At 34.7% G+C, this 17,086-nt stretch carries 10 protein-coding genes and 1 pseudogene; 7 read left to right on the top strand and 4 right to left on the bottom strand.

Features of this window, described 5'->3' with window-relative positions; all coding sequences use genetic code 11:
* Positions 1–105 precede the first annotated feature (105 nt).
* Entirely contained in the window at positions 106–867 is a 762-nt protein-coding gene (locus tag CWATDRAFT_RS09545; RefSeq protein WP_007304779.1) for a thioesterase II family protein, read from the top strand.
* A gap of 442 nt (positions 868–1,309) precedes the next feature.
* Positions 1,310–2,467, top strand: a complete 1,158-nt coding sequence (locus CWATDRAFT_RS09540) for an IS4 family transposase (RefSeq protein ID WP_007304780.1) — start codon at positions 1,310–1,312, stop codon at positions 2,465–2,467.
* A 553-nt stretch (positions 2,468–3,020) separates the two neighbouring features.
* On the opposite strand, the gene CWATDRAFT_RS09535 is transcribed toward CWATDRAFT_RS09540, so the two are convergent.
* The 3 genes and pseudogenes from CWATDRAFT_RS09535 to CWATDRAFT_RS09525 form a co-directional block, all read right to left on the bottom strand.
* Positions 3,021–4,646: an IS1634-like element ISCwa1 family transposase gene (locus CWATDRAFT_RS09535; protein ID WP_007304746.1), complete on the bottom strand. Its 1,626-nt coding sequence runs from the start codon at positions 4,644–4,646 to the stop codon at positions 3,021–3,023.
* Between the two features lie 138 nt (positions 4,647–4,784).
* Positions 4,785–5,111: pseudogene (locus CWATDRAFT_RS09530) on the bottom strand (transposase); the annotation flags it as partial.
* A gap of 163 nt (positions 5,112–5,274) precedes the next feature.
* Entirely contained in the window at positions 5,275–6,075 is an 801-nt protein-coding gene (locus tag CWATDRAFT_RS09525; protein WP_007304744.1) for a cell division protein FtsQ/DivIB, read from the bottom strand.
* Between the two features lie 199 nt (positions 6,076–6,274).
* On the opposite strand from CWATDRAFT_RS09525, the gene ctpC reads away from it, so the two are divergent.
* The 3 genes from ctpC (at position 6,275) to CWATDRAFT_RS09510 (ending at position 9,596) form a co-directional block, all read left to right on the top strand.
* Entirely contained in the window at positions 6,275–7,576 is a 1,302-nt protein-coding gene (gene ctpC / locus CWATDRAFT_RS09520; RefSeq protein ID WP_007304781.1) for a carboxyl-terminal processing protease CtpC, read from the top strand.
* A gap of 101 nt (positions 7,577–7,677) precedes the next feature.
* On the top strand, positions 7,678–8,709 hold the full coding sequence (locus tag CWATDRAFT_RS09515; RefSeq protein ID WP_007304782.1) for an AI-2E family transporter: 1,032 nt from the start codon (positions 7,678–7,680) through the stop codon (positions 8,707–8,709).
* 2 nt (positions 8,710–8,711) lie between these two features.
* Positions 8,712–9,596, top strand: a complete 885-nt coding sequence (locus tag CWATDRAFT_RS09510; protein WP_007304783.1) for an amino acid ABC transporter substrate-binding protein — start codon at positions 8,712–8,714, stop codon at positions 9,594–9,596.
* On the opposite strand, the gene CWATDRAFT_RS09505 is transcribed toward CWATDRAFT_RS09510, so the two are convergent.
* Positions 9,593–10,675, bottom strand: a complete 1,083-nt coding sequence (locus tag CWATDRAFT_RS09505; RefSeq protein WP_007304743.1) for a Ycf66 family protein — start codon at positions 10,673–10,675, stop codon at positions 9,593–9,595. The genes CWATDRAFT_RS09510 and CWATDRAFT_RS09505 overlap by 4 nt on opposite strands.
* A gap of 149 nt (positions 10,676–10,824) precedes the next feature.
* Between CWATDRAFT_RS09505 and CWATDRAFT_RS09500 the strand changes: the two genes are divergently transcribed.
* Both CWATDRAFT_RS09500 and rpmH read left to right on the top strand, forming a co-directional pair.
* Positions 10,825–16,758 carry a translocation/assembly module TamB domain-containing protein gene (locus CWATDRAFT_RS09500; RefSeq protein ID WP_007304784.1) on the top strand — a complete coding sequence of 1,978 codons (5,934 nt, stop codon included), beginning with the start codon at positions 10,825–10,827 and terminating at the stop codon, positions 16,756–16,758.
* A gap of 166 nt (positions 16,759–16,924) precedes the next feature.
* Positions 16,925–17,062: a 50S ribosomal protein L34 gene (gene rpmH / locus CWATDRAFT_RS09495; RefSeq protein WP_007304785.1), complete on the top strand. Its 138-nt coding sequence runs from the start codon at positions 16,925–16,927 to the stop codon at positions 17,060–17,062.
* Positions 17,063–17,086 lie beyond the last annotated feature (24 nt).

Here is a 17,086-nt window from a genome sequence, read left to right as displayed (position 1 = left end):
AAAGCTGATCTTTTTTGCGATCGCGAATATGGGTGTAACCTTTTAAAGAATAGGGTTTTGCTTTTATTCAGCAAACCCTAATTAGCATAGGCAGAAAGACGCATTTTGAACTTAACATCTCAAACAACTTCCCCTTGGTTAGTTCCCTTGGGTAAGCATCATCAGGAAAATAAGCTTTCTCTATTCTGCTTTCCACCAGCAGGTGCAGGTTCGCTATTTTTTCGCGATTGGCCAGCAACTATACCAGATAGCATCAATCTTTGGGCCGTCAGGTTTCCTGGGCGTGAAAATCGCATCAAGGAGCCTTTAATAACTCGCTGGGGCGACTTAATTGAGCCATTAGTACAAGAAATTTATCCTTATAGTCAATCTCCCTTTGTATTTTTTGGTCATAGTTTAGGGAGTGTAGTTAGCTTAGAAGTTGCTCATCAGTTAGGCGATCGCTTCGGTTGTTTTCCGCAATGTTTGGTAGTTTCGGGGAGAAAACCGCCCCATATACCCTGCGATCATAGAGACTCTCAAGCATCTGACGAAGACTTAATTGAGGAATTAAGAGCCGATGGGGGTACACCAGAGGCTGTCTTACAGGAGCCTGAATTAATGTCTATAATATTACCTATTTATCGGGCAGACTTGCAACTTCATGAAGAATACGAATATGTCTCCGAAAAATCATTACCCTGCCCCATTTTAGCACTTGGAGGAGAAGCTGATGAGGGAGTCAGTCTTGAAGAATTAAGAGAGTGGGAAAAATATACACAGCGAGGGTTTAAACTTCGGAGTTTTCCAGGAGGGCATATGTATTTAACTGAGGAAAAAGAAAGGTTTGCAGTTATTAAATCTTTAGTTGAGTTTATGAGGATCTAAGACTCAAAACAAGTAACCTAAAATAAAATAATAAAAGCTCACGGGGTGACAAGTAGGTTGAAAAGTAAGTCCAGAGCGGTTTTTCTCTGTTACCCGACCCTAAACAATTGTCGGCAACCAGAGAGCTTATTGAGAATGAACGATAATGATAATCATTTGCAAATGGGGGGAAGACGTGGCATTTGCCACGTCTTCCCCCCCCAAACAGGGCAATCGCATTAAAATCTGAGATGCGTGATCCAGTAAAGATTTTAGAGTTTCAGTACAAATGAACGGCGATCGCGAAACCTCTTATGCAGTCAGCTTTTCAAAAATTAAATGCGATTGCCCTGCCCCCCCAAACTGTTTTGATGCGCGAGCGTCAACTCCTAAAAGAGAGAAAACAATCCGATTTTATGCTAATAATAATCAGATTGTCCTTAATCGTTTTATAACTTAAATCATGAGCTTTTTAGCAGTTTATGAATCTCATTTTACCAAACATTTAACACAAACACAGTTCGAGGCTTTTAGAATTTTACTGTGGTTGCTGACAGTACATAAACAGGTTGGAATAGAAAGGTTAGCAGCTTGTTTTCCTTTACCAATCCTTTATCAAAGTCGTCGTAAACATATCCAGAGATTCCTAGTTTTGTCAGCTTTAGCCATTCCCAGATTCTGGTTTCCTGTGATTAAAGCTATTATTTGTAAAGAATTTAAGACTGGCTCTCGTCTGATTATAACAATTGACCGAACCCAATGGAAAGATAAAAATGTTTTCATGGTTGCTGTTATCTGGAAAAAGCGGGCTTTACCCATCTATTGGACACTTTTAGGGAAAAGAGGAGCCAGCAGATTATCTGAACAACAGGCATTAATTAAACCTGTTCTTTGTCTTCTAAAAAACTATGAGTTAGTCATTCTTGGAGACCGAGAATTCCACAGTGTTAAATCAGCTTATTGGTTGAAACAAAAAAGTAAAAAACAAAAGTTATTCTTCGCTTTTCGTCAGAAACAAGGTACAAACCAGAAAAAAGATGATGAAGATTATCAAACTTTTTCGCAGTTAGGAATGAAACCTGGGATGAAGATGTTTTTAACTGGGGTTTCAGTCACTAAAAATAAAGGGTTTGGAAACTTTAATGTGGGAGCATATTGGAAAAGAAAATACAAGGGCAAACAGGAAAAAGAGCCTTGGTTTATTCTTACCAACTTAGACAGTTTATCAGAGGTCTTGAAAGTCTATCGAGCCAGGGCAGATATTGAAGCTATGTTCAAGGATTGTAAGACAGGGTGTTATAATTTGGAGGGAAGTAAAGCCAATAATAAACGACTAAATTCCTTGATTTTATTAATAGCGATCGCTTGCACTGCTACTTCTTTAAAAGGCAAAACATTTCGACAAATCAATCAAGGAAAATATATTGCTCGTCTAACTGAAAAATCAAGACGTGACCGAAGACATAGTAATTTTTGGATAGGACTTTATGGCTCTCTTTGGATTCACGCTTGGGAATTTTGCTCTGATTTTATTTCAATTATGATGAGCAATAATCCCCAGAAACTCAACAATTATAAAAAAGGGTTACAAGCCATGTCCATAATAGATAAGACGGCTTAATTCCCCTATTTTATCTTAACATAAAATAACCAGTGGAAGATGATTTATTTTAGATGTAACTATCCAAAATAAACCAATTTTTATTATTTAATAAAAACTAATATTGCCCAAGGGGTTGATTTTGAGCATCAACCCTGTGGGGGGGAGGACGGTGTAAGCCTCCTCCCCCCCACACACACGGCAAGAATGATTATCATTATTGTTTATTCTCAATAAGCCCTCTAGTTTTTGACAATTTATAGAGCGATCGCTACGGCTGAAACCCTCTTTCAATCAGGGTTTTAACGGGCTTCTCACCCCGTGAGATTGAACCCAGATTCCGCACTTCAAAATGTAGTATAAAAAAATACATAGTTTTAAAAAGTCCGAAAATCATACCTGGGCAAGAATATTTCTCTTTTCATTAAATTTTTAGGAAAAATAATCAAATTAAGAAGATTTATACCCATTGAAAACTTAGCAAGACTCAGCACAAACGAAGGAGAGTTTCCTCTTCTCATTTGATATCATTAGACTCTTATTCTTTTATTATTTTTGCTTTATCCAATTCGATTTATAGATAATATCTTTGACAAGATGCAGGTAATAAACTCAATATAAAACGCCTTTCTTCTGTTAAATTGACAATTTGTTTAACTCCGTTTAAAATCACATAATGAATACCTTGAAAACATTGAAATATCCACCTCAAAGTCGGACGCAATGTTACTTTCCCTACTTGATTATTTATTCCTTTTTTGACTCTTTTTAAACAATTTCTTAATTCTCTTTGCCCCAAGTTATAAATCAACAAACACAAAGACATTAAAAATAACATTGTTTCTATTCTTTCTGGTTTTTCAACGAAGAAACTATCAGTAAAAAATAAGGGATCTTTCAAAAATCGAAATCCTCTTTCCGTAGATTGCTGGTTTTTATAAGTTATCAGAATTTCACTAGCTTCTAATTTATTTTCCTCTACTAAGTTAGTTGCTAAAATAAATTTTCCTGCTTCTTTAGTCTTTCTACTTATCTCTTCACCTTTTTTGATGATCAGACTAATCATTTTATAAATCTTTTCCTTTTTTTTCGAGTAAGTTTCAATCAGTTCAACTTCTTTTCTTTCCAACAATCTCAATTTTTTATTAATAGCTTTTAATTTATATCGAGCAGCTTGAGGATGTTCAAATTCTTCAGATTGTATTTCTTTAAGAAATTTTTGGGATTTCTTCTCTTCTTGGGAAAGTTGTTTTTCTAGTTTTTCCAAATCACTTTTCTGTCTTTTTTCACTCAAGACTATTAACCAAGTTTGCTTGATTCCACCATAAGTAACAATTTCTTCTTTCCAGGTATAACTTTCTAAATTTAGGTCACTTCTTTTTTCTTTATCTTCATCTTTTACTTCTTCCACCTCTATATTTTGCACTAATTCTTTTGCTTTTTTTATGGTCATTGGAACTCTCGTTATCCATTTTAAATGTTGGATTAGTTGGAGATTTTCTTGACCATATAAAGCACTATCACAAACCATGATACTATCAAACTTTATTTGCTTTTTGAATTCTACTAAAACTTTTCCAAATACAGCTTTATCAGATTCATTTCCATCTCCTGCTCTCACAAATAATGAAATATCTCCATCTTGGCTTGTTATTAAATCCAAGACACATTGTTTTAAGTCTGGTCTATGATCCCGAGAATATCCTTTCTTATTAAAAATTGGTCTTTCTTTAATAATTTTTTCTTCTTCCTGTTTCTCTTTATCTTCTTCCCTTTTATATTCTCCATCTAAATGAAATGATGTGGAATCTAAATGGGAGTATTTAAGGTCTATTTTAAATTTTTTAATTACTTCTAAAACTACTTCAATAAAAATATCATTTAGTCCATATTTATATAATTCATCCATTACTCTCCCAATTTTATCATCATTAAGGTAATCAGGTTGAATTCTTTCTCCTAACAATTTCTCAATGGCTTTATCTTGAAAAAACTGACTGAATAAATATAGAGGTCTTGAAACAAATCCTAGTCCATTGATTAAAATAGACTTAACTACTGTACCTGCTGAGATTTTTTCTCTAACATCTATTCCTAATTTATTATTAATTATTTTGACTATTCCTATTTCATCAATTAAACCAGCTACTATCCCTAAATGGTCTAAATTTTTAACTTGTATTTCTTCTAAATAAGACATTTTTCGCTCTTTTTTTACAGAGGAAACAACTTAAACAATTATCCCACTTTTTTGTCTTCAAGAGCTTAAGCAATTATACTTAATTATTAAACCCAGGCTTGTATTATTTAATGCTACTTTTTGAAGTGCGGAATCTGGGATTGAAGATTCCAGTGGTGGCTCTTGTTGATAACAATTTAAACCTATAAAGTATTGTAGATAGGGATTTTCTCTAATCTGTTCTATAGTTTCTCTATCACTTGTTCCTAATTTTTCCTTAATAATTAATATCCCTAATGCCATTCTAAATAGTTTGGCTGGCGCACCTTTTTCTGCTGAAAAAAGTTTAGCATATTCTTCCTCAAAATCATCCCAAGGTATCAACTCTGCCATGATTACCCAACGATTATTGGGGGACAATTTGCCCTCGAAAGGTAATTCAAATTTTTCTGGGGGCGGTAAAGGTTGCTCCTCTTTTCGATACATTTGTTCTTGACCAACAACTGGGAGGTGTTTCTACCAATTATAGCGGTTTGTAGCCGACAAAGCTGATCTTTTTTGCGATCGCGAATATGGGTGTAACCTTTTAAAGAATAGGGTTTTGCTTTTATTCAGCAAACCCTAATTTGGTCTAGTTATCAATGGTTGATTAATCAGACTTTGGAGGTATGTCTTTAAGATGAACTGATGGTGCATCAGGGTTAGATAAATCCAGATAAATAATACGTTCTTGAGGGACTTGGGAAGATAATTTACTGAGTTTACCTAAAGCTTGGAGTTGCTCAAGAAACTGCTCTTGATTCAGATAAGTTCCACAATGCACCTTTCCTAAAACCGTGTCTAAAATCAAATTACTGGGATCACGCCAATCAAGTGCGGTAATCTCTACAGGAGAATTGAGAATTAAAGGATAAATATCTTTCCAATAGCTCAAACTTTGTGGAGTCAACCCCCACACTTTAAGCTTAACAGAAGGTTTAGCTTTAGCCTCTTGATAGAATGTTGCAGGAATCCAAACCCCCTCATCATCAATAAAACCAGCTTTTCTTCCCATAGTTGCCTCAGCTATGGGTTGTCTTTCTTTGACCATAACAGTGACTTCCACTGGCCATAGCTGACGAGTCATATAGACAGTTTCAAGGGGAGGTTGGCTTTCCAGTTTTTGCCGCAACTGATGGATCGGTAGCTTCCAGATTAATTGAGGATAACTCAGATCCAACATGGTATGAATTTGTTCTTGATGGAGTCGCTCGTTACCCAGGATTTTAATTTGTGATTTTTCCCCAATCAACCAATGGGGTAAATTGATACCCCCAATTAACCCTCCTGTCATACCACAGAGGAAAATAAATCGCCAGACTCCTTGCCATGCTTTTAAACGGCGTTGAGTGCGTAGGTTTTGACGTTTGTTTTTGAGGCAATCAGTAGGAATTACGGTACTATCTGTCATAATATTTCTATCATTACTATGAAGACAATGCTATCATTGGGGTGATGCTTACTCTATCAAAAAATAACTCGATAAAATAAGTAACTTAAGTCAGTTAACAGAAGTCTAGGATATACTGAGTTAAAATAGTTCAGACAAGTTCCTGTCTTAGAGTCAGCACTCGCCTGTTATAGAAGTTTCATAAACACACACTTAGCTTATGGTCAATTACAAAAAAGGGTTAGTTCTTGGTGCAACTGCTGCCGTTTTAACAGCCATCGCCGTTACAGGAGCAGGGTTACGTCTTCCCCGTAGCGTTGCTTATCTTCAAGATAATCCTAAAAAATTAGTCGATGAAGTTTGGCAAGTTATTAATGATACTTATGTTGATGCCACCTTTAATCAGGTAGACTGGCTTGCTGTTCGCCAAAAGTATGTAGGAAAGTCCAAAACCTACAATAGTAAGGAAGAGGCTTATAAAGCGATTCGGGAGATGTTAGAACAACTCGACGATCCCTACACTCGTTTTATGGATCCCCAAGAGTTCCAAAATATGCAAATTGATACCTCCGGAGAGTTAACCGGTGTGGGTATCCAAATTACTAAGGATGAAGAAACCAAAGAATTAACCGTAGTTGCTCCCATCGAAGATACTCCCGCTTTTGAGGCAGGAATTCTTGCTAAGGATGTGATCACAAAAATTAACGGCAAAACCACCGAAGGTATGGAAGTGGAAGATGCGGTTAAACTCATTCGTGGGAAACCAGGTAGCAAAGTTACTTTAACCATTCGTCGTTCCAACGAGGAATTTAATTATCCCATCATCAGAGCGCGCATCGAACTCCACCCTGTTAAAGCTCGTATAGAAGAAACTCCTTCAGGGAAGGTTGGTTATATCCGTTTGACTCAGTTTAGTGCGCAGGCCAGCAAGGAAATGCGTGACGCTATTCGTGATGCTGAAGCCGCCAATGTCAACGGTTATATTCTTGACTTACGCTCTAACCCAGGCGGACTCCTTTATTCCAGTATAGAAATTGCTCGGATGTGGCTCGATCAAGGCCGTATCGTCTCAACGGTGAGTCGTAACGGTGAGGTAGAAGCGCAACGGGCAACCAACCGTGCTTTGACTGATAAGCCTCTGGTGATTATGGTAGATGGTGGTTCCGCTAGTGCCAGTGAAATTCTTTCAGGTGCTTTACAGGATAACAACCGCGCTACTTTAGTGGGAACTAAGACTTTTGGTAAGGGTTTAGTACAGTCCGTTCGACGCTTAGGAGATGGTACATCTGGACTTGCTGTTACTATTGCTAAGTATTTAACCCCCAGCGGTCGAGATATCAATAAACAGGGAATTGAACCTGATATTGTCGTAGAATTGACCGAAGCTCAAAGAAAGGATCTTCAACAGGAACGAGATAAAATTGGTGATTTTGGTGATCCTCAATTTGACAGGGCTTATGAAGAGTTAGAAAAGGAAATCGCTAAGTCTAACGGTACGAATGCCCGTGGTACTATGCGATAACTTGAAGTCGTGATAATAATCAAAGGAAGAGGCCTTGTTCTCTTCCTTTTTTTTGTTTTTAATATAGAATAAAAAAGTCTTTTGAGCTTTCTGATAGTTTCATGAATCTTGGTAAATGGCTTGGCTTATCTAGTTTCATCATCTCCTGTTATATTCTTTGGGAAATTAGACAGGTATTGTTATTGGTATTTACTGCGATTGTTTTTGCAACTGCTTTAAATCGATTAGTAAAATGGCTGAAAAAATTTAAGATTAGACGGAATTTTGCCATTGTTATTATTGTTATTGGTATCATTTTTTTAAGTATTTTGTTTGGTTGGTTAGTGGTTCCTCCTTTTCTCGACCAATTTCAAAAATTACTGGCTTTGTTCCCTAATGTTTGGGAAAGACTGCGGACTAATTTAATTTTATTATCGGAAACACAAAGTCGTTTTGATTGGTTGCCACCACCACCCTCGTTAAATGATTTGTTAACCCGTTTACAACCTCTATTGACAGATATTTTTGCCAACTTTTTCACTGTTTTCTCCAATTCTTTATTAATTATTTTACAACTTATTTTTATTTATTTCTTGACCATAACAATGGTAATGGCTCCCAAGAAGTACCGTTATCTTTTTTTGAAACTATTTCCTTCTTTTTATCGTAAACGAGGGGAAGAAATTTTGACACTTTCTGAAGTAGCGTTAGGAAATTGGTTGACTGGAGTTACTATTAATTGTTTATTTATTGGGACTTTAAGCGGTTTAGGATTATTGGTATTACAAGTTAAATTAGTGTTAGTTCATGCTTTATTAGCAGGTTTACTTAACTTTATTCCTAATGTGGGTCCTGCTACCAGTGTTGTTTTCCCTTTAATGGTAGCTTTGTTAGATGAGCCTTGGAAAATTTGGGCTATTTTAATTTGGTATTTTATTATTCAAAATATCGAAAGTTATTGGTTAACTCCTACTGTTATGGCCAAACAAGTTTCTTTGCTTCCTGCGGTAACATTAATGGCACAAATCTTTTTTGCTCGAACCTTTGGTATATTAGGATTATTATTAGCCCTCCCTTTAGCTGTTGTGGCTAAAACTTGGATTGAAGAAGTTTTATTTAAAGACATTTTAGATCCTTGGGACTCTATTGTTTAAATATGGAAAAAGTTATGAAAAATATTAAAGTTTCTGGAATAATTATTAATTTGTTTTTGTTATTTTTCTCTAGTTTCCCTAGTCATGGACAAGAAGAAACTGTCTTAGAAAGAATTGATAAAACAGGGTTATTAAAAGTCGGTATTAGAGAAGATGCTGTCCCTTTTGGTTATCGAGATATTAACGGAGATTTAGAGGGGTTATGTTTGGACTTTATTGCTGTACTTAGAGACAAACTGAAACAAGAATTAAATAAACAAGTGATTGCTATTAAGGTGTATAAATCAACCTTATTTAATCGCTTTGAATTGGTGAGCGATCGCATTGTAGATATAGAGTGTGGACCAAATACAATCCGAGAACTTCCTGAATATCAAATCCAATTTTCTACCCCCTTTCTCTTAACAGGAACTCAATTATTAATTGAGGCCGATAAAGCAAAAACTATTGATCCTGATGGTAGTTTAGAAAATGTTAATATTGGGGTTCTCAAAAACACCACTAATGAACAATTAATGGCTGAAAAATATCCTCTAGCAAATTTAGTTCAGTTTCAAGGTGTAACTGGTAGATATAGAGGAATACAAGCATTAAGAGGGGATAAAATTGATGCTTTTGCTAGTGATGGTATTCTCTTGGTTGGGGAAGCAATAGTACAAGATTTAAGACTAGGTGCAGATTATCTGTTAGTACCAAGGAACCCCATCGACTGTGAAAAATATGGGCTAATTTTACCCAATAATGATCCACAATGGTTGAGTTTTATTAATTCATTGATTGGGAATGCACCAGCAAGAAATCTTTATCTTGATTGGTTTGGAGACATTGCTACACAACTGGAGTCTGTGCAATCGTTTTGTAGAGAAAAAAATGGGGATATTGATTAATTTTTCTCCTCTTCTTTTTGCTCAGTTTCCTGAACACTTTCGCTTTTCAAAGGTGGATCAGTCTCTTTTTCGGTGGTTTCAGATTGGGATGATGTGATTTTGGGTTTGTATTCTTCGATCAAGGTTTCTGCATCATCGTCGGCCATAAAAGGTTCAAATTCAGCAACATAGTCTTCAAGATTTCCTACTACTTCAGGAGTCTTGTTTTCCGTTGATTCTTCTGGGTTAATCTCACTGGTTTCTGCAACAGTTTCAGAGGCGATCGCCTCTGTTTGCTCTATCATTTCTGAAACCTCCTCGTCATCATCATCCCAGTTACTTTCTTCAAGATCAGCTTCCGGGACTTCTGAGGTGGGTGGAGATTGAGATGTTCCTCTCCCAAATATGGACTTAAGGGAAAATCCTTGTTTTTTAGTCTCAGGGGTTTCAGTATCCTCTGAAGTTAGACTAGCTTCTTTTGTTTCTTCTTCTTGCTCAACTTCTGAGATAATTTCTGTATCATCATCAGTGGTTTCTGTTTCTGGTGATGTTTGAGACTCTGAGATAACTTCTGTATCATCATCAGTAGTTTCTGTTTCTGGTGATGTTTGAGACTCTGAGATAACTTCTGTATCATCATCAGTAGTTTCTGTTTCTGCTGATGTTTGAGACTCTGAGATAACTTCTGTATCATCATCAGTAGTTTCTGTTTCTGCTGATGTTTGAGACTCTGAAGTGGTTTCTGTCTCCTCTGGTGTCTCAACTACAGGAGAAGCTGATGGTTTCTGGAAACGGTTTTGTAGCCAAACCAGGAAAGAAAATCCCGTAATATCCGTTTTTTCATCAGGAAGAGCGATCGCTCTTCTCAGACGTAGGGTTTGCCAACCAAAGCATAACACTAACGTCACCGAGGCACTCTGCCCTAATAGTACACCTCCTGTGATTCTCCCTGCACAAACCCAGAGGACAAGGGCGTAAAATAATCCTACACCACTCCAGAGAAAATCGTCCTTTCGGTGTAATTCTGGCAGGAAAAAGGCGGATAAATAAAGACTTAAGCTTGCAAGGCCAACAGCGATCGCTAGGATGTATGCCAACATCTGTGGGTTACTCCTTTTATGGTTTCTATTTCTTATTGTGAAGCATCTTGACCCCTATTACTCACCTATTTCTGAGGAATATTTTTTTTGAAGTACGTTAGATTAGTCAAAAAAATCTCTGTTGAACGTCTCTTCATCCCCGAAACCTTATGAGTCAGTCTCCCCAACCTCCTAACCCGTTTTCTAATCAATTCAACCGTTTTTTAAGATTTGCCCAGAAACCGAAGACTATCATCATAGCAACGACTTCTGTAACCCTGGTTTTCATCGGTTATGCGGGATTAAGTTTCATTCTCAGGGAGTATTTACCTCCTTGGTTGGAAGAAAGACTGAGTAAAGTGATTCATCGTCCCATAGAAATTGGTGAGTTAGAGGGATTTTCCTTTACCAGTTTACAACTAGATGGGGCTTCTATTCCAGAAACTCCTCAACATACTAATCAATTAACCGCCGAAAATATTAAGATTACCTTCAACCCTTTAACTATTTTATTACAAAGAAAGTTAACTCTTCATCTCTCTCCTGAAAGTGTTAAGGTTAATATTCGTGAAAATAAACCGGGTCAATGGTTAAATGTCAAGGCCACTGATGAGGTAATTCCTCTCAATTTTGATATCTCTGTGGATGTTGATAATACTGAGATCATTTTATTACCTTACCAATCAGAAAAAACGATCAATATTCAGGTAGATGGAAATCTAGAATATCAAAAAGGTGAGCAGCGAAAGTGGCTTTATAATCTGGGTTTAGGGTTAGTAGAGAGTAATGAAATTAAACTAGAAGGAGAAACTTTTGTTAACAGTACACAGACTAAGCTTAATTTGCAATTAAATCAGTTCCCCTTAGCAGCTTGGTTGTCTATTTTTCCTAATCTTCCTTTCAATATTGATGAGAGTTATCTTCAGGCTAATTTGAATCTTAATTTACCATCTTTACGGGATTTGAGGGAAACGAAAGGAGAAGGTGATTTCGCATTGAAAGATGTGCAAGCAAAAACAACATCCCTTAAGCAACCTATTCAAGCAGATTTATTATTTCAATTTGAGGAAAATAAGATATTAATTGAGAAAGGTAAAATTGTTTTAGGGGATATTATTACTCAGTTACAAGGTTATTATGATTGGCAGCAGGGAAGCAATATAAAAATTAATGTTCAAAATTTTAGTATTGATAATGTTTTTGGAGTCATTCCCATTATTTTACCAGTGGAAGCAAAGGGAAAGTTCAATATTAATTTTGATATAACTGGTTTGATTAGTGAGCCTCTGATTGAAGGAAAAATAATTAATCATAACCCCATTATTTTTGAAAAAACACCTTTCAAAACAATTTTAGCAGAATTCAAAGTTAGTTTAGATGAAACTTTATTAGAAAAGTTTTTGATTGAAGCCCAAGCAGGAGAAAAAATAGAAGCGAAAGGAAAAATTACACATAATATTAGTCAACTAATTAAACAAAATAAACCTATAGATATTAAACAATTTCCTATTCAACTTGACTTTCAAGTAGCTTTACCCACTAAACAATTAATTAATACCTATTATCCTTTACCTTCTGATATCAACCTCAATTTATTGGAAGCAAAAGGAAAAATAGAAGGACAAATGAGTGATATTAATGGTTTAATTAAGTGGGATACTTCTGGTGATTTTTCTCAACCTAATACTACCATTATTAGTCAAGGTGAGATTCTCATCAAAAAAAATAACTTATTCTTAAAAGATACAAATATTCGTACTGAACAAGGAATCATTAATATTGCAGGAAGTGGCAGTTTAAAAACAAAAAAATGGCAAACTTATATTAATACAGAAGAATTAAATTTAACACCTTTTAGCAGTATTCTCTGTGTCAAGATTACTCTTCAATGTCCTAATAATTTAGTATTACAACAAGGAAATATTCGCATAACTGGAAATATCAATAAACCCTTTATTTCATCTCTTAATGTTGATTCTAATCTTTCTTTATTAGTTAATGAAGGGAAAGTGCTTGTTAACAGTAATCTTGAAAATACTAATTTACAAACAGAAGTTACTACAATAGCATTGCCCATTAATTCATTTGTTTCTAACCTGCCTATACCCGTATTAGTTCATAATGCTCGTTTAAAAGTTTCTGGTAATTTAGAGAGTATTTGGAACAGCAAAAATATTAATTTAAGTGCTATCAATGGTAATGGAAACATAGTTATTCAAATAGAAGATAGTTTAGTTACAGCAACAGCTAAACTAGAAAATGAATCTTTAGAAGCAGTTGCTAATATTAACAATTTATCCATTGATAAACTGATTACTAAGATTCCTATTCCTGTCAAATTGCTTAATACTGATATTAATATAGTAGGAAACTTGAGAATACTGAATTTTTCTAATCTAATATCTAACCTTAACAATTTACAAATAACCGCTAATGGTGATCTCTTGATTGCTAATCGGAGTATAACAGCAAACACAGAAATAAACCAAGGTATAATTACAGGAAGTGCAGCATTAACTCCCTTATCTATCGCACCATTTATTATTGAAGGATATCCTGTTATAAAAGTTATAAAAGCAGAAAGTAATTTTAGAGGTAATTTATCATCCTTACTCGCATTAAAGTTTAATGATTTTCAAGGAAATACTAAGACAGAAATAGAAATAGCAGAAGGAATAATCACTATTGATGGAGAAATAAATAATGATCGTATTTTCGGTAATATCACAACACAAAACATTGATTTATCTAGTTTACAACCTGATTTATTTGCTGCTTTTACCTCTGATAAGTTAAATAGTAAAATTAGTGCATCTCTTCCTCTAACTCCTCTCTTGACATCTGCGTCATTACTTCCTATCACAGTTAATAGAGTATCTTTAGAAGTAGGAAAACAAAATCTTCAAGCAAAAGGAAACTTTGTGGTTACCAATATTTGGACTTCACCAGATATTGAACAATTTTCCTTTGATGTTGATACTAACTTTAATTTAGCTGAATTACCTCTCACACAATTATTAGATAAAATACCTGTTAATAGACAAATATTGCCCACAACAGTAGCATTAACAGGAGAAGGTAATTTTACAGGAACTTTATTGGGTAAAAATCTCTTAACTGCACCTTTATTACCAGGAAATTTAGAAATCATAGGTGATGTTAATGTAGCTAATTTAAGTTTTAATGAACAACAGTTTGAACCAGAGTTAAGGGGAAAAATTGATATAGACTCTTCCAATAAAATTTCTTTTAATATAGAAGGTAAACAAGATAAAATAAGTGCTATTTTTAATCCTTGCTTAGTTGAAAATTGTTCATTAACTTCTATTATAGACTCTTTTGAAATTCGCCAAACCTATAATAATAATATTCCTCTTATTGGTACTGTAAAACGTCAAAATGATAATTTAGTAGCAAAAGTAGACAGTTTACCCATCGATGTCTTAAAAATAGCACCTTTGGGTAACTATGGATTACCTGAGTATTTACAGGGGTTAATTAATCTAGAAATAAGTTTTAACCCATCTGACTTAAATACTGTGGGAAAGTTAACTATTAAATTTCCTCGTTTTGGAGATGTAATCGCAGATAAATTTGAAGCATTTTTAACCTATAAAAATAACCTAATTCAGTTAGAAAAAACTCAACTAATCATAGGAAATAGTAATTATAATATTGTCGGTAACTTAGATGTTAACTCAGGGAAAGTTCAAGGAAAAGTGGATATTGCTCTAGGAAATATTGAAGATTTGCTAATAGCTTTACAACTATATAATTGGGATAACTTATTAAGATTAGTAAGACTGAAAACAAACGATTTTACTACAGCAAAAAATATGCAGACTAATACTGCTGGAAATTCTTTCAATTCCCTTGCTGAAAAACTTTATCAATTTTGGCTTAATGACCAGAAAATAGAAGAATTTTTTACCAAAACACAAGCAGGAGATTTACCGAGAGAATTAAATATTAAAGGACAATACAACGCAGAAATAATACTAATGGGAACCATAAATAATCCTCAATTAGCTATAGAATTTTCAGGAAATAAATGGACATGGACTCCTCAACCTTCTACCGCTTCAATTGTACCATCATTAGGATTAATTATGGAAGGTTCCCAAGTCATTCCTATTGAAAAAATAGCCATCAATGGACAACTCCAAGATAGAACAATCACCCTTAATCCTGAGATAAAATTAGGCGAAGCAACTGCATCGGGAATTCTAAATTTATCTTATAAAAATTCTGATTTTTCTCTTAATTCATCTACCTTTAAAGTAGAAAAATTAACTTTAGATTTAGTTCGTAATTTAATTGTTGTTCCTAGCGATGTTAACGGTGTTATTAATGTAGAAGGGACAGTTAATGGTAGTTTAAATGCTCCCATAGTTGACGGTGTTTTTGAATTTAATGATGGTGCAATTAATGCTCGATTACTTAACCTTGATTTAGGAGGTGAATTTAATTATAGTAATGATAAATTAGAAGTAGCAACGACTCAACCTGAATTTATTAATATCTCTGCTACTCTACCTTTCCCTATTGTAGAAAACACTAATGATCAATTCAAAATTACAGCTAACTTAGGAAAAGAAGCTTTTACTTTACTACAACCTTTAACCCTAGACAAAATTATTTGGGTTGGGGGAGAAGGGAATATTACAGCTAATATCCAAGGAAAAATATTTGTTGACAATCAACTAAGAATTTCTCTCACCCCTGATAGTCAAATTAACTTAAACTTAAATAATGCACAATTTACTAATAATTTACTACCCACAGTTGTTACCTTAAATGGAGGAGCAAACCTGAATAATAGAAGTCTTAATGTTGACCAATTAACCCTAGATGTTGTAAAAACCCGCTTAGATATTACAGGAAAATTTCCTTTATTACCACTTCAAAACGAACAAGATATTAATAATCCTCTCACCATCCAAGTTAGTCAAGACGAAGTGAATGAATCAGGAATTTATCAGGGACTAATTAATGGCAATATCATAATTACAGGAGCATTAATTAGCCCTAAGATTGCTGGAAATATTAACTTAACAGAAGGAACAATACAAGTACCTAACTTAAACTTAAAAGTAGAAGAAACAACACCTTTGTTTCAAAAATGGGTAGGAGTCCTTGCAACTAGAAATAGTATCATAATTCCACCAGAATTAAATAATTTTAGCATCAATATTGATAATATTTCTCTTCAAAGTGAAAGAACATTAACCCTTCCCAAAACCTTTCTTAGTCTCAGTGGTGATTTAACATTAAATGGTCAAATTAATAGTTTATCTTTAGCAGAATTTTTAAGAATTGAACCATCAGGAAAAATAAGAATAAATAATGGTCAAGTCAATTTACCTGTAACTCGTGTTTTTGTCAGCGATCAAAATGAAAATACCTTGACTTTTTTACCAAAACAAGGTTTGTTAAATCCCCTAATTGATTTAGAGCTAAAACTATATATTTTTGCCGTCGCACTCCGTTCAATTGAAGACAATGAAATCACCGATGATATTGTCCAAAGCGGGAGAGCAAAATCATCCGAAATAAGCTTAAGAGTTGCTGGAAGTGCTAGTGAAGTTTTACCTAATGTTGGCAATATTTTTGAAGATGTTTGTCAGCTTAATGATGGAAATACACCACCTATTACTACGTATAATAAAACGTCTCCAGAAAACTTAAACGCTTTAGCTAGATGTATTGAAATTAATAACTTAGGAGCAAATTCCATAGCAGACTTATTGCGATCGCCCATTGTTTCTTTTTCCAGTAATCCTCCTTTAAGTAATACGGAATTATTAACACTATTTGGTCAACAACTGCCCGATGTAGTTGAAAAATTACAAAAACAAAATTTTAGCCAATTAGTAGAAACAGGTGTGGTACAATCAGCAGTAGTAATCTTACCTTTCTTACAAGATTGGGTGTTTAATGCCAATCAAGAAACCACTCAATTTGGGGATAGTCTTGGATTACCTAACTTTAGATTATTTCCTGTCCTAGAAACCGTTTATCAACTAGAAAATAAGTCTACAGTTCGCTTTTCTTACGACTATACTTTAAATGAAGCAACCATCCGCTATGAAAGTAAATTTTAGTTAATTCACAATTAATAATTAATTCGAGATTAGTGAGCAGGATGCTCAAACTCCCCACACTCCCCACACTCCCCACACATTGATGCACCCAATTAGAAAGTGTTATAATAAGGGACTGTGTATTTAAAGACTTAAACTAAAATAACGTTGTCGGAGGGCAAAAATTGTGACTCAGCGTACCTTAGGGGGAACTAATCGTAAGCAAAAAAGAACATCAGGGTTTCGTGCCAGGATGAGAAAGAGTAATGGCCGTAAAGTCATTCAAGCAAGACGGAAAAAAGGAAGACATCGCTTATCCGTCTAGAAAATAGACCTTTCCCCACTATTC

It is taken from the genome of Crocosphaera watsonii WH 8501 (assembly GCF_000167195.1).
Taxonomy (GTDB): domain Bacteria; phylum Cyanobacteriota; class Cyanobacteriia; order Cyanobacteriales; family Microcystaceae; genus Crocosphaera; species Crocosphaera watsonii.
This window is presented reverse-complemented; position numbering and strand designations above follow the sequence as displayed.